This window comes from Streptomyces sp. NPDC051921 (genome assembly GCF_040680975.1).
In the GTDB taxonomy this organism is placed as follows: domain Bacteria; phylum Actinomycetota; class Actinomycetes; order Streptomycetales; family Streptomycetaceae; genus Streptomyces.
Genome location: NZ_JBFAXU010000003.1, coordinates 276,104 through 290,414 on the forward strand (window position 1 = coordinate 276,104; position 14,311 = coordinate 290,414).

At 73.6% G+C, this 14,311-nt stretch carries 11 protein-coding genes; 4 read left to right on the top strand and 7 right to left on the bottom strand.

Annotation, left to right across the window (positions count from 1 at the left end):
• The first annotated feature begins 7 nt into the window (after nt 1-7).
• The gene (locus AB0M16_RS05955; RefSeq protein ID WP_365339202.1) at nt 8-2,116 is read left to right on the top strand and encodes an ATP-binding protein; all 2,109 of its coding nucleotides are present in this window, start codon (nt 8-10) and stop codon (nt 2,114-2,116) included.
• Between the two features lie 220 nt (nt 2,117-2,336).
• Here the strand turns inward: AB0M16_RS05955 and AB0M16_RS05960 are convergent, their stop codons facing one another.
• Nucleotides 2,337-2,492 carry a hypothetical protein gene (locus AB0M16_RS05960; RefSeq protein WP_365339204.1) on the bottom strand — a complete coding sequence of 52 codons (156 nt, stop codon included), beginning with the start codon at nt 2,490-2,492 and terminating at the stop codon, nt 2,337-2,339.
• A 116-nt stretch (nt 2,493-2,608) separates the two neighbouring features.
• Nucleotides 2,609-4,393, bottom strand: coding sequence for an asparagine synthase-related protein (locus tag AB0M16_RS05965; protein WP_365339206.1), 1,785 nt, complete (start codon nt 4,391-4,393; stop codon nt 2,609-2,611).
• A gap of 209 nt (nt 4,394-4,602) precedes the next feature.
• On the opposite strand from AB0M16_RS05965, the gene AB0M16_RS05970 reads away from it, so the two are divergent.
• A complete protein-coding gene (locus AB0M16_RS05970) occupies nt 4,603-5,829 on the top strand; it encodes an LCP family protein (RefSeq protein WP_365339208.1) in 1,227 nt (408 codons plus the stop codon).
• Nucleotides 5,830-6,039: 210 nt separating this feature from the next.
• On the opposite strand, the gene AB0M16_RS05975 is transcribed toward AB0M16_RS05970, so the two are convergent.
• From AB0M16_RS05975 to AB0M16_RS05995, 5 genes are read right to left on the bottom strand one after another with little or no spacing between them, the layout of a single operon-like run.
• Complete coding sequence (locus AB0M16_RS05975) at nt 6,040-7,023, bottom strand: ABC transporter ATP-binding protein (protein ID WP_365339210.1); 984 nt, start codon at nt 7,021-7,023, stop codon at nt 6,040-6,042.
• On the bottom strand, nt 7,020-8,039 hold the full coding sequence (locus AB0M16_RS05980) for an ABC transporter ATP-binding protein (RefSeq protein WP_365339212.1): 1,020 nt from the start codon (nt 8,037-8,039) through the stop codon (nt 7,020-7,022). The genes AB0M16_RS05975 and AB0M16_RS05980 overlap by 4 nt, the downstream gene beginning before the upstream one ends.
• Entirely contained in the window at nt 8,039-9,025 is a 987-nt protein-coding gene (locus AB0M16_RS05985) for an ABC transporter permease (RefSeq protein ID WP_365339214.1), read from the bottom strand. The genes AB0M16_RS05980 and AB0M16_RS05985 overlap by 1 nt, the downstream gene beginning before the upstream one ends.
• Nucleotides 9,022-9,966: an ABC transporter permease gene (locus AB0M16_RS05990; RefSeq protein WP_365339216.1), complete on the bottom strand. Its 945-nt coding sequence runs from the start codon at nt 9,964-9,966 to the stop codon at nt 9,022-9,024. Before AB0M16_RS05990 ends, AB0M16_RS05985 begins: the two co-directional genes overlap by 4 nt.
• A gap of 9 nt (nt 9,967-9,975) precedes the next feature.
• Nucleotides 9,976-11,730: an ABC transporter substrate-binding protein gene (locus AB0M16_RS05995; protein ID WP_365339218.1), complete on the bottom strand. Its 1,755-nt coding sequence runs from the start codon at nt 11,728-11,730 to the stop codon at nt 9,976-9,978.
• A gap of 157 nt (nt 11,731-11,887) precedes the next feature.
• Here AB0M16_RS05995 and AB0M16_RS06000 point away from each other — a divergent pair, with 157 nt between their 5' ends.
• Together AB0M16_RS06000 and AB0M16_RS06005 are read left to right on the top strand one after the other, a co-directional pair.
• Nucleotides 11,888-13,255, top strand: coding sequence for an aldehyde dehydrogenase family protein (locus AB0M16_RS06000; protein ID WP_365339220.1), 1,368 nt, complete (start codon nt 11,888-11,890; stop codon nt 13,253-13,255).
• Nucleotides 13,256-13,391: 136 nt separating this feature from the next.
• Nucleotides 13,392-14,306, top strand: coding sequence for a nuclease (locus tag AB0M16_RS06005; RefSeq protein ID WP_365339222.1), 915 nt, complete (start codon nt 13,392-13,394; stop codon nt 14,304-14,306).
• Nucleotides 14,307-14,311: the final 5 nt, after the last annotated feature.

A 14,311-nucleotide genomic window follows, 5' to 3' on the forward strand; every position in this document is an offset into this window, starting at 1 on the left:
TATGCATATGAACGCATGGAGTGAGAACGCGCCGTCGGGTTCCCACCGGGCGGAGGGCGAGCGCCAGCTGGCCGCCGCCGCCCTGTGCGCGGCCGTCACCCTCGCCCTCAGCGGCCTCTGGGTCTGCTACCTGCTCGTCAACCTCGGCTCGCCCGGGGTGGCGGAGAGCGCCCAGACCCTCCGCGTCCTCGTGTACGGGCTGCCCGCCGTGGCGGCCGGTGTCCTGATCCACGCGCACTGGCCCGGCCGCCCCGTCGGCTGGGTGCTCATCGTGTACGGGATGGCCGCGATCCTGCCCTACGCCGTGTCCGCCCCGATGTGGCTGGAGCACCCCACCGCCCCCGTGCGGGCCGCCGCACTGGGCCTGGAGGCGGCCGCCAACTGGGTCAAGATCACCCTCTGGTACTCCCTCCCGCTGTGGTTCCCCGACGGCCGGCTCACCCGTCGATGGTGGTGGTACGTGGCCGGCGTGGCCGTGTGGGTGGCCCCACAGGCCTTCTCCTACGCCGCCACTCCCGAGCGGTTCGGCGCGCCGAACCCCCTGGCCTCCGGCTGGTGGGCCGAGACCTCCGCCGCTCTCGACGTCCACCTCGCCGAGGCCCAGAACATCAGCGACTTCGTCCTCACCGCCGTCGGCAGCGCCGTGCTGCTCGACCGGATCCGTCGGGCCGCGCCCGGCCGGACGCGGCGGCTCCTCTCGCTCCTGCTCGGCACCTACCTGCTGTGGGCGGCCGCGCAGAGCGTGGCGTACTACCTCGACGACCAGTGGCAGTGGCCGATGCTCTGGCTGAGGGTGGTGGCCTCGGCCCTCTGGCTGGCTTCGGTGAGCTACGTGGTGGTCCGCACCGGCTCCTGGCGCATCAACCGCTCCGCGCGGCGCGTCCTCGCCGGACTCCTCGTCGTGGCGCTGCTCACCGCCGCCGACGTCGGCCTGGTGGCCGCTCTGGTCGGCGGCATCACGCCCAGCCGCGACGCCGACATCCTGGTCCTGGTGGCGGTCGCCTTCCTCATGGGGGCGGGACTCCGTCGCCTGGTCGCCTGGGCCGTGGGAGTGATCGACCGGCTCTACTACGGGGACCGGGCGCACCCCTATCAGGTGCTGCACACCCTCGCCGAACGCATCAGCCATGCCGGCAGCGCCCAGGACATCCCGGTCACGCTGTGCGCCACCGTCGTGGAGAGCCTGCGCCTGCCGGCCGCCGTCCTCACCGTGCACACCCGCGCCGGGTTCCGGACCCTGGCCGCCGCGGGGCGCCTCGGGGAGCACCCGCACCACTTCGACATGCTCCACCACGGCACCGTCGTCGGCCGGCTCTCCGTGAGCTCCCGCGAGGGCCAGCAGTCACTCGACGAGCAGGACACCCGCATCCTGTCCTCCCTCGCCAGCCAGGCCGCGCCCGCCGTCGCCTCCCTGCGGCTCCAGGAAGACCTGCGCAGCAGCCGGGAGCAGATCGTCACCGCCCGCGAGGAGGAACGGCGCAGGCTGCGCCGCGACATCCACGACGGCCTGGGCCCCGCGCTCGCCGGGCTCCGGCTGCGGGTCGAGAACGCCACCGCCCGGATGCCCGCCGAGGACACCCTGCGCGAGGCGCTGCGGCACGTCTCGGACGACCTCGGCATGGCCATCAAGGAGGTGCGGCGGATCACCGACCGGCTCGGCCCCGCTCCGCTCGGCGAACTCGGCCTCGACGGCGCGCTGCGCCAGCTCGTCTCCTCGTTCGACAGCGCCAGGCCGACCGTGGACGCCGTCCTCGAACCGTCGCCCTTGCCTCCGCTGCCGGCCGCCGTGGAGGTGGCCGCCTACCGGATCGCCGCCGAAGCCCTGAACAACGTCATGAGGCACGCGCGCGCCACCCGCGCCGAGGTCGGGGTGCGGGTCGACGGCGAGGCGCTGGTCCTCACCGTGGAGGACGACGGCGACGGCTTCGGCCACGAGGCGGACCACCGCGGGGTGGGACTGCGTTCCATGGCCGAACGGGCCGCCGAGATCGGCGGCCGGTGCACCGTCGACACCCCCGTGCGCGGCGGGCGCGGGACCCGGATCCGCGCATTCCTGCCCTGCTCGGTCGCCTCCGCGGCGAAAGCGCCCGCGACGGAGCTGCCGACGCCCGGCTGAGCGGGCGACCGGTCGGGCGCAAGGGCCCGTGGCGCGCGCGGCCGGTGGAGCGCACGGGCCGGTGGAGCGTAAGTCCGTCGGGCGCGCGGGCCGGTGGAGCGTACGGCCGGTGGCGCGCACGGGCGTACGGCCGGTCGGGCGCGCGGGCCCCGATGGCCGAGCGCACGGGAGAGCGCCCGCTGCCGGGTGACAGCGGGCGCCGCGGGTCCTGCAGGCCGGACTACGGCGGGCACTTCGGGCAGTCCCGCACGTGGTGCGGTGTGCAGGGCTGCCCGGGCCCGGCGCCCTTCGTCGCACGTGCGGCCCTCGATCCGAAGAGCGCGGCACTCGCGAGAGCCGCGAGGGCGAGCACGGATCCGATGATCTTGCGCTTCATTTCTGCTCTCCTCCTGTCGGTGCTCCGAGGGGGCGGATTCCTGTCTCATCGTGACCCCCGAGGTGTCCCGGGCACATGAGGCCCCTGACCCACCCCGGCCCATTCCGCCCCATCCTTCACAGGGCGACCGTCCGGCGGGTGAGCGCCGGCAGATCGGCCGGGCTCTTCGCGCGGACCGGCGGCCGGACCGGGCGGCGTACGGTCGCCCCGTACTCCTCCCGCCACAGCTCGAACATCACGAGCGCCCAGACGGTCCGCGCCAGCCGCTCCGACGGCCGGGCGAGCTGGGCGGCCAGCAGCCGCTCCACCGAGCGCCGGCTCAAGAGCCCGGAGACCCGGAGCCGGGACGGAGCGAGCGTCTCGCGGACGAAGTCCATGAGCGCGCCGCCCGGCACCAGCAGTCCGGAGAGTGCCCGGGCCGGTCCCGGGCCCGTGGGGTGCGCGGTGGAGTACGGCTCGGCGGCCACCCACAACCGGCGCGTCGGCCAGGGCAGCACGCCCCGGACGCCGTGCGCGGCTCCGAGATGGGCCGTGCGCCGCAGTCCGCGGGCCGGCAGCAGTTCGTCCAGCTCGAAGGCCGTCAGGGCCGCCCGGCGTGATCTGCGGTCCGCCTCCGTGCCGAGCCGCGCCGCCAGGCCCCCCGCCGCGTCGCCGCGGTCCGCGAGGTACGCCGCGTAGTCGCGGCTGTAGAGCCGGGTCCGGTGCGCGGCGGGGACCGGCGCGAGGGCCTCGACGTAGCGGGCCGCCCAGTCCTGGGCGGAGTCGCCGACGGCGAGTTCCACGCGCCGCCGCCCGCCGACCACCACATCGGCCGCGTCGGAGGCGAGGACCGTCCCGAGACCCTGCCGCCGCGCGGTCCCGTAGGCCGCGTACGCGACGAGGGAGCCCGGGTCGGCCTCGGGCAGCCCGAGGCGCCAGGCCAGCGCCGGCAGCACCTCGGGCAGGTCCCGGGCCGCACGCCGGTCGAGCGGGTCGGAGCCGGCCCGGTCCCGGGGCCCGGGAGGACGGTCCGGCGCTCCGCCCACGGCGTCCCGTACCGGCACGCCGTACGGCGCCCGGTCGGCGGCCGGGCGGTCGGCAGCGGCCGGTTCCGACGTCCCGGAGTTGCCGTCCGCGGCCGGTCCGACGGACGGCAGGTCCGACCCGGCCAGCTCCCGCAGGAGGGCCGCGCCCCCGCCCGGCGAGCCGAGCAGCGCGTCCGCCGCGGGCCCGGCGCCCCGTCGCCGGGCCCGCTCCCCGAGGAGCTCGCGCCCCGGTGCGGGCGCGGGCACCTTCGGCGTCCCCGCCGGGGTACGGCGGACGAGCCGGAGGTCACGCCCCCGTTCGCACACGGCGGTCGTGGCCGGCGGCAGCATCCGCACGCCGTCGAGCACGGTCGCCCCGTCGAGCGTGGCGCCCACGGCGAGGTAGGCGTCGAAGCCCGGCTCCCTGAGCGAGGGACGGTCGGGCAGCAGGGCGATCAGGGCCGGGAGTTCGGTCGCGAACCGCACGATCCGGCGCACCGGGTCCCAGTGGTAGTAGAGCGGCACCGACCCGGCGTCGTCGGTGGCGAGCACGAGGAGCGGCACGCCACGCGTGTCGGCGACGGCCACCGCGTAGCCGCCCCGCAGACGCTCGGTGAACTCCGGCCCGTCCGCTTCGTGAGCGGCCCGGACCAGCGCCGCGTGGTCGTGCTCGGCGACCGCGTGCCCGGCGGCTTCGAGCCGGGACAGCAGCGGCAGCCGCACGTCGAGCCGACCGGTGAGGACGGCCGCCACGCCACCGGCGGCGCTCGCCCGCTCTCCGGCGAGCGCCCAGCCGCCGCCGCGCAGCACCCGGCCGCCGGCCTCCGCCCGATCGGCGGCGAACCGCAGCAGGTGCGGCGCGATGTCGGTGCCGAACTGGCCCAGGATCCGTGACATGGTGATCACGTCCTCTCACAGGGGCTGATGACATGCCCCTACGCTCGGCCGCCCGCCGTCCCGTCCACACGGGCACCGGGTCCGGTTCCGCTCCCACCCGGTTCCCGGGACCCGTCGCGCGACCGGCCGATCTTGGGCATCCTGGTGGCTCGAAGTAGGCCCCGGGAGGGGCGAGTCGGGGTGGGGAAGCGTAGGGGGGAGCCGTAGCCATGAGCGCGCGCGAACAGGCGGGGGAGCAGCAGGCCGGGGAGGAGAGGGCCTCGTCGGTGTCCGGCGGGGAGGCGCCGGGACCGGAGCAGCGGGGTGCGCAGGCGCAGGCGCAGGCCCGTGGTGCGACGGGGCCGGACGACGGGACGCCCGCTCCCACGGCCGGAACCGGGTCCCGGGACGCGACCGGGACGGGCGCCGCCACCGGGGCCGCCGCGGGGACGGGCGCCGCCACCGGGGCCGCCCGGCGGCGCCGCCCGCGGGCGCGGGTCGTGCTGCTCTGCGCGCTCGGCCTCTTCGTCACGGCCGTGCTGCTCACCGCCGGCGTCGGCTACTGGGCGTACCAGCACTACACCGGCCGCGTGGAGCGGATCCCGCAGACCTTCCCCACGAACGCGCCGGTGCCCGCCGCCTCCAAGGGCGGCCAGAACTTCCTGCTCATGGGCCTGGACTCGCGGTCGGACGTCCCCACGACCGGCAGCGACGCCAAGGGCAAGCTGTGGAAGTACGGCGACCAGCGCAGTGACGCGATGATGCTGGTGCACATCCCGGACGACCACTCCGCCGCCTACGTCGTGTCGCTGCCGCGCGACTCCTGGGTCGACGTCCCCGGCCGGGGACGGGCGAAGTTGAACGCGGCCTTCTCCTGGGGCGGCCCACCGCTGCTGATCGACACGGTGCAGCGGCTCACCGACGTCCGCGTGGACCACTTCGCCGTGATCGACTGGAACGGATTCCGCAAGCTGACCGACGCCGTGGGCGGCGTCGAGATCCTCATGGCGGACGGCGAGCGCCGGCAGATGAACGGAGAGCAGGCTCTCGCCTACGTCGGCGAGCGCAAGAACCTGCCGAACGGCGACTTCGACCGGACCCACCGGCAGCAGAACTATCTGCGGACGCTCCTGGAGAAGGTGATGGGTTCCGCGTCCCTGAAGGAACCGCTCCAGCTGAAGAAGACCCTCGACATCTTCACCGAGACGGTGTCCGTCGACGAGCGCTTCGGCGACGACGAGATGCGCCAACTGGTGTGGAACATGCGGGAGGTGAGGGGAGGGGACATGACCTTCATGAACGCCCCGGTGAAGGGCACCGGAACGGTGGGCGGGCAGTCGGTGGTCCACCTCGACCGGGCGCGCTGCGCGACCCTGTGGCAGGCCTTCAAGGACGACGCGCTGGGGACCTACGTGGACACCCACCCCATCGACCGACTGCGGCCCGCGACCAACTGACGGTCCGTGCCGGGGCGTCCGCGACCGGGCGAACAGCCGCCACATCGCCCGGCTCGCCTTCTGGCCCGCCGACCGCGACCGCGGTTGCCCCGGCGGCGGAGTCGTCGAGAACCGCTCCGGCAACAGCCGGACCGACTCGCGGTTCACGAAGACCCCCGCCGGGTTCACGGCCGGCCGGCGAGCGACCGCCCCCAGGAGCGCGGCTCCGGGTCAGCCGGACTCCGGGAAGTGGCAGGCCACCTCCCTCGCCTCCCCCGCCGCGGTGATCCGCAGCAGGGGAGGCTCCTTCCGGCAGATCTCCCGGGCCTTCGGGCAGCGCGGATGGAAGGTGCAGCCCGGCGGCGGCGCGGCCGGGCTCGGCGGGTCGCCGAGCAGCGTGATCCGCTCACGCGCCCGCTCGGCCGCCGGGTCCGGCAGCGGTACGGCCGAGAGCAGCGCCCGGGTGTACGGGTGGGCGGGAGCCCCGTAGACGCGGTCCTTCGGCCCGATCTCCACGATCCGGCCCAGGTACATGACCGCGACCCGGTCGCACACCCGCTTCACCACCGACAGGTCGTGGGCGACGAAGAGATAGGCCAGTCCGAGCTCGGCCTGGAGCCGCTCCATCAGATTGACGATCTGCGCCTGGACCGACACGTCGAGCGCGGAGACCGGCTCGTCGGCGATCACCAGACGGGGCCCCGTCGCCAAGGCACGTGCGATGCCGATGCGTTGGGCCTGCCCGCCGGAGAACTCGTGCGGGTAGCGGTCCAGATGCTCGGGGATCAGGCCCACGAGCTCCATCAGCTCGGCCGCCCGTTCGCGCGCGGCGGCGGCCGAACCGCCCTGGATCAGCAGCGGATCGGCGATGATCCGGGCCACCGTCCGACGTGGGTTGAGCGAGGAGTGCGGGTCCTGGAAGACCATCTGGATCTCGCGCCGCAGCGGCTTGAGATCCCGCTGCGGGAGCCGGCCGATCTCGCGTCCGTCGTACGTGACGGAGCCCGACGTCGGTTCGAGCAGCCGGACGATCATCCGGCCGGTCGTCGACTTGCCGCAGCCGGACTCCCCGACCAGGCCCAGGGTCTCGCCCCGCGCGATGTCGAAGGAGACGCCGTCGACGGCCCGCACCCGGGCGGCCCGCCGGCCCCGCCCCGGGAAGGTCATCGTCAGGTCCCGCACGGACAGGAGCGGGGACGTGCGCGGTGTGGTCATCGGACGACGCCTTCGTACGTGGGGAAGTGGCAGGCCGCCGGATGGGCGGCGGGGCCCGTGAGGACCGGGCGCTCGCTCGCGCACCGCTCCCGCTCCGCCTCGGGACCGAGGGCCGGACGCGGGCAGCGGGGCGCGAACGCGCAGCCCGGCGCGGGGTCGAGCAGGGACGGCGGGGAGCCCGGGACGGCCCGCAGCGGGGTGTCGTCCCGGTCGTCGAGCCGTGGCAGCGAGTCGAGCAGCCCTCGGGTGTACGGATGCGCGGGAGCCGCGAACAGTTCGTCCACCGGAGCCCGTTCGGCAGCCCGGCCCCCGTACATCACCAGGACCTCGTGGGCCACCCGGGCCACCACGCCCAGGTCGTGGGTGATCATGACGACGGCCAGGCCGCGGTCCTGCTGCACCCGGGCGATGAGCTCCAGGATCTGCGCCTGGACGGTGACGTCGAGCGCCGTCGTCGGTTCGTCGGCGATGAGCAGTTCGGGTTCGCAGACCAGCGCAGCCGCGATCATGACGCGCTGCCGCATGCCGCCCGAGAACTGGTGCGGATACTCGCCGGCCCGCCGCCCGGGTTCGGGGATGCCGACCTCGGCGAGCGCGTCGACCGCCAGGCGACGGGCGACCGCACGGCGGGAGCCGAAGTGCACCCGGTGGTGCTCGGCGATCTGCTCGCCGACGGTGTAGTACGGGTGCAGACTGGACAGCGGGTCCTGGAAGATCATCGCCATCCGCCGGCCACGCAGCCGGTTCAGCTCCCGCTCGGACAGCCCGACCAGCTCGCGCCCGCCGAGGGTGACCGAGCCGGAGACCTCCGCGCCGGTGTGCAGGCCCAGCACCGCCAGAGACGTGACGGACTTCCCGGAGCCCGACTCGCCGACGATGCCGAGGGTCCGGCCGCGCGGCACGTCGAAGGAGAGCGCGTCCACGGCGCGCACCGGGCCGTGCCGGGTCGGGAACACCACTGTGAGGTCCCGCACCGAGAGGAGGGGCTCGGGACCGGTCGTCATCGCGTCGGACATCAGTACCTCACTCGCGGGTCGACGACGGCGTAGAGCAGGTCGACGCACAGGTTGGCGACGACGATGAAAGCGGCCGCGAGGAGCGTTACCCCGAGGATCACCGGCTGGTCGCCGGTGGCGAGCGCCCCGTAGAAGAGCCGACCGACACCCGGCAGGCCGAAGATGGACTCGGTGATCACCGCGCCCGCGAGCAGCCCGCCGAGGTCCATGCCGAAGATGGTGAGGATCGGCGTCATCCCGGCCCGCAGGCCGTGCTTGACCACCACGGTCCGCCGTGGCAGACCCTTGGCGCGCGCGGTGCGGATGTACGGCTCGGCCATCGACTCGATCATCGAACTCCGGCTCTGCCGGGCGTACATGGCCGCGTACAGGACCGCGAGCGCCAGCCACGGCAGGAGCAGGTTCGACGCCCAGGAGACGGGGTCCGTGCCGAACGGCACGTACTGCGGATAGGGCAGCAGGCCGGCCACCCGGATCAGTCCGTAGATCAGCATCACCGAGGTGAAGTAGACGGGCAGCGAGGCGGCGGCGACCGCACCGACCATGAGCGCCCGGTCGGTGAGGGTGTCCTTGCGCAGGGCCGCCGTGATCCCGGCGCCCAGGCCGAGCGCCAGCCAGATCGTGGCCGCGCCGACGGCGAGCGAGGCGGAGACCGGCAGCCGGTCGACGAGCAGGTCCCAGACGGGCTGGCTGTTCTCGTACGAGTAGCCCAGGCACGGGAAGTCGCAGCGCAGCGCGTACGGGCCACTGCCGACGGTGCGCCCGGTGAAGATGCCGGTCACGAAGTCGCCGAACTGGCGCCACAGCGGCTGGTCGAGGCCCATGTGGGCGCGGATCGCGGCGAGCCGCTCGGTGCTGCACGACTTGCCGCACGCGGCCGCGGCCGGGTCGGAGGGCAGCACGTAGAAGATGACGAAGGTGATGGCGGCCACGGCGACGAGGACGCCGAGCACTCCGAGGAGCCGTCGCCCGAGGTAGACGATCACGTCCGGCCTCCCCGCGGGTCGAACACGTCCCGCAGCGCGTCACCGAGCAGCGTGAACGCGAGGACGGTGAGGAACAGGCAGAGGCTCGGCACCACGAAGTACATGGGGTCCGTGTCGTAGAAGGCGACGCTCTCGGCGATCATCTGCCCCCAGGAGGGGGTCGGCGGGCGGACCCCGACGCCCAGGTAGCTGAGCGCGGCCTCGGTGGCGATCATCCCGGGGACGATCAGGGTGGTGTACGCGATGACGGGGCCGGCCACTCCGGGCAGGACGTCGCGGGTGAGGATGCGCCAGTCCGAGGCCCCGCTGACGCGGGCCGCGTCCACGTACTCGCGGTGCTTGAGGGAGAGCGTCTGCCCCCGCACGATACGAGCGATGCCGGGCCAGCCGAACAGGCCGATGACCAGGGTCATGAGCAGGATCCGGTTGACGTCCTTGGCCACCGACATCATCGCGATCATGAAGATGAGGGAGGGGAAGGACATGGTGAGGTCCATGAGCCGCGACAGGACGCTGTCGACGCGGCCGCCGAAGTAGCCGGCCGCGACGCCCGCCGCGACCCCGGCGACGACCACGATCGCGGTCGCGGCGAAGGCGATGAGCAGGGAGACCTGGGCGCCGTGCACGACCCGGGCGAACAGGTCGCGACCGGTGACGGGCTCGACCCCGAGCCAGTGCTCGGCGGAGATTCCGCCGAGCGGTCCGAGCGGCAGTCCGCCCAGGTACGGGTCGACGGCCGACTTGTCGAACTCGTCGGGGCGCCAGCCGCCCAGGGCGCTGAGCAGCGGCGCGGTCAGTGCCACGAGGGCGAAGAGGGCGACGACGCCGAGGGCGACCAGGGCGGAGGTCCGGCGGCGCAGCTCGGCCCGGGCGAGCCGCCAGGGCCCCGTCGGGGCCGGGGGCCGCTTCGCGGCCGGTGCGGGAACGGTGGTGGTGGTCATGGCGGTGGATCAGCTTCCGCTCTTCGCGGGGTCCTTGAGGCCGACCGTGGCGTAGTCGAGCTGACCGCCGTACGAGGAGTGGCCGAAGGCGCCGGCGATGTTGGGGCCGACGAGCAGCGGCCGGCGCTCGACGACGGCGGGTGCGGTGGGGGCCTTGGCGAGGATCTGTCCGTCGAGCTCCTGCCAGGCCTTGTTCGCCCGCGCGGCGTCCGTCATCGCGGCGATCTCGTCCATGCGCTTCATGGTGGCCGGGTCGCGGAAGAGGGAGTGGTTTCCGGAGTTGCCCTTCTCCTTGATGTAGCGCCCGTCGAACACGAAGGGCAGGAAGGTGGAGCCGGAGGGGTAGTCGGGACACCAGCCGGTGTAGACGAGGTCGGTGCGGTTCTTGGTGTCGCCGATGGTGTCGTAGAAGGCGGACGGGTCGACGGTCTCGATGACGACCGTGATCCCGGCGCGGCCGAGGGACTGCTGGACCGCCTCGGCGACGCCCTTGTCCCCGTTGGAGACGGTGATCCGGGTGCTGAAGCCTCCGGGCTTGCCGGCCTCCTTGAGGAGCTGCTTGGCCTTCTCCACGTCGCCGGTGAGCGGGATCTTCAGGGTGTCGGGCTGCTTGCCGCCGGTGAAGAGTGAGCCGGGCATGAGCGCGGAGGCCGGGTCGTTGAGCGCCGGGCCGCCGGAGGCGGTGAGGACGGCCTCACGGTCGAGGGCGTACTGCACGGCCTTGCGCACCCGTACGTCGTCGAAGGGGGCACGGCCGGTGTGCATCTGCACCATCTCGGTGCAGTTGGTGGACTCGGCGAGGAGCCGGGCCCGGACGTCGGGCTCGGTGAGGACCTTCGGGGTGCTCTCCGGGCGGAGCTTGTCCCAGGGGACGGCGGAGGCGTCCGTGCCGGTGGCGGCGACGAGCCGGTCGTCGATCTGGTTGGCCTTGAGGCCCATCGTGACGACGATCCGGTCGGGATAGGCCTTGCGCACGGTGTCGGTGGCCGCGTCCCAGTGCGGGTTGCGGACCAGGGTGAGCTGCTTGTCCCGGGCGTACGACTCGATCTTGTACGGCCCCGAGGAGAAGGGGCGGTTGTCGTACTGGGGGCCCCTGTCCTGGGACTTGGGGACCGGAGCGAAGGTGGGGAGCACCGTCGCGTAGGGGAACTCGGCGAAGGGCGTGCGGAGTTCGAAGACGATGGTCCGGTCGTCGGGGGTCCTGATCGAGTCGAGGTGCCGGCCGCCGGCGGGTCCCTGGTAGCCCTCGGCGCCGGCCAGGTAGCGGGCGGCGTAGTCGGGGCCGCCGGGCAGGTCGGGGGAGAAGGAGCGCTCCACGTTGTACTTCACGTCCTGCGCGGTGACGGGGGAGCCGTCCTCGTACTTCAGGCCCTTCTTCAGTCGGAAGGTCCAGGTCCTGGCGCCGTTGGAGGAGGTTCCGAGGTCCTCGGCGAGGTCGGGGGTCAACTCGCCGCCTTTGACGCCCGGTTCGGCCTTGTAGGTGAGCAGGGTGCGGTAGAGCAGGCGGGTGCCGAAGTCCATGTCGCCCATCACCCAGTTGCGGGCGGGGTCGAGATGGGTGAAGTCCTGGTTGGACAGCACGTTGAGGGTGCCGCCCTTGACCGGGGTGCCGCCCACGATCCTGCCGTTGTTGCCGGTCGCGGGGTTGGCGCCGGTGCGACCGCTGCCCGCGGCGCCGCCGCCCGAGCCGGAGCAGCCGGAGGCGCCGAGGGTGAGGGCCGTCAGCACGGCCAGGGCAAGGGCGTTTCGGGTGTGCTTGTCCATCAGGAGTCACTTCCGAGTGCAGAGTTCGGGCAGCCGCGGGCCGGAGCCTCGGGGCGCGGGGCGCCGAGGGTGGCGTGGACTGAAAATGTGACCCGTAAAATAGTAATGTGAAATTGTACTGCGCAAGCCCTCGGACACCACAGAGAAGGTTCGTCGCATGACCGTCATCTCCCGCAACCCCGCCGACCCGGCCGACGTCCTCGTCCACATGCCGGCCCCCGGCGCCTTCGCCGCGGCCGACGCGGTCGAACAGGCGCGCGCCGCCCAGGCCGGCTGGGCCGCCGGCGGGGCGGCCGCCCGCTCCGCCGCCCTGGGCGCCGTGGCCGCCGCCGTCGAGGCCGCGGGGGCCGAACTCGCCGCGCTCGCCGTGCGCGAGGTCGGCAAGCCGCTGACCGAGGCGCATGCCGAGATCGCCCGTACCGTCGCCATCTGGCGTTACTACGCCCAGGCCCCCTACGAGCCCACCGGTGCCGTCCACGACACCGCGACCGGCCCCGGCCTGCTGCTCACCCGCAGGCGCCCGCACGGCGTCGCCGGACTGATCACGCCGTGGAACTTCCCCTTCGCCATTCCCAGTTGGAAGGCCGCCCCGGCGCTCGCCGCAGGCAACGCCGTGGTCCTCAAGCCCGCCCCCGAGGCCACCGCCTGCGCCCAGCGGCTCGCCGAGATCGTCGAACAGGTCCTGCCCGGAGGCGTGTTCACCGCCCTGCCCGGCGGCGCCACCGAGGGCGGTGCGCTCGTCTCCGCCGCCGACGTCGTCTCCTTCACCGGCTCCTCCGCCGTCGGCCGGGCCGTCGTCCGCTCCGCCACCGCCCGGGGCATCCCGGTGCAGGCCGAGATGGGCGGCCTCAACGCGGCCGTCGTGCTGCCCGACGCCGACATCGCCCGCGCGGCGGCGCACATCGCCGCCTCCGTCGCGGGATACGCCGGCCAGAAGTGCACCGCCACGAGCCGCGTGGTCGCCGTCGGCGCCGCCCTCGAACCGCTGCGCGAGGCCCTCGCCGAGGCGCTGCGCTCCGTGCCGGTCGGCGACCCCGCCGAGGGGGCGACCGTGTGCGGGCCGCTCATCACCGAGGCCGCCCGCGCCGACGCCGCCGCCGCGTGGCAGGGCCTGTCCGTCCTCGCCGGCGGCACCGTGCCCGACGCCTCCGGCTGGTACGCGGCGCCGACCCTCGTCGAGAAGGTCACCGCAGGACACCGGCTCCTGCGCGAGGAGGTCTTCGGCCCCGTCGCCGCGCTGCTTCCCGCCCGCGACCTCGATCACGCCGTGCGGATCACCAACGCGGCCCGCTACGGCCTCGTCACCTCCGTCCACACCGCCGACCTGAGCGCCGCCCTGCACGGCCTCGACCGGCTCGACACCGGCATGATCCGGATCAACGCCCCCACCACCGGAGTCGACTTCCACCTGCCGTTCGGCGGCGCCAAGGCCTCCAGCTACGGCCCGCGCGAACAGGGCCGGGCCGCACTGGACTTCTACACGTCCTCCCGTACGTACACGCTGTCGCCCGACCGGACCCCGTGACGCGGCAGACCGGCGCGCACGCCGCGGGGAGTTCGTGAACACCGCGTGCGGCACCGTTCCGATGGCGGTCGTGCCGGGGCCGTCGCAGCATGGAAGGGAGCCGGTTCCCTTCCATGCTGCGACCTTGGGAGCGACCATGCCCATGCTGCTGATCAAGGGATCCTTCCATCTTTCCGGCCGTACCAGCCCCGACGGGGACACGCTCCCGTTCACTCCCGACTACGTGGGCGAGTGGAAGCTCGTCCGGGGATGCGAGAAGCCGGAGCCCGCGTGGGACGGCCGCGTCAGCGTGCGTCTCGAAGGCGTCGACGCGCTGGAAACCCACTACGACGGGGTCTACGGGGAACTGGCCCGGCAGCCGCGTGAGTTGGGGGACGCCGCGACGAACGCGCTGCTGAAGTGGCTCGGCTTCCGCGACATCCGGCGCGTTCCCGACCCCAAGAAGCCCGGCCTGGAGAACATCTCCGCGATACCCGAGACGGTTCCGGGCTACATCCTCACCAGCGGCACCGACGCCTACGGGCGCTGCGTGGCGTTCGTCGGCCGGGGCGCCCCGCCCGGGCCCAGCGGCTACGAGCTCAACGTGTCCAAGGAGCTCCTGCGGGAGACGGCCAACCATCACATGCTGACCCAGGGCCTGGCCTACCCCATGTTCTACTCCGGTCTGCCCAGGGAGCTGCGCGAGGAGCTGGCCGTGGCCGCCCTGCAGGCGAAGGCGGCGCCCGGGAGGGGCGTGTGGCGGCGCGACGCGAACGGCGAGACGGTCGACGTCACCCTGCGCGGGGCGAAGGTCATCGGCATGACCTCGATCACCGACGAGGCCGTCATCCTGCCCAAGCTCTTCCGCCGCCTGAAGGAGTACCTGTCCCTCGGCGGCACCACGCTGGACTCCTTCCCCGCGTACCTGGGTGGAGCCATGGACAGGTTCCGCATCCTGGCGCCGAACCCCTCGGACGAACTGGTCGGCCTGCATCATGTCGTCAGGGTCGTCAACGGTGGGACCGTCCTGATGACCCACGCCTCGGAGGACCTCCTCTTCATCGAGAAATGAGCACC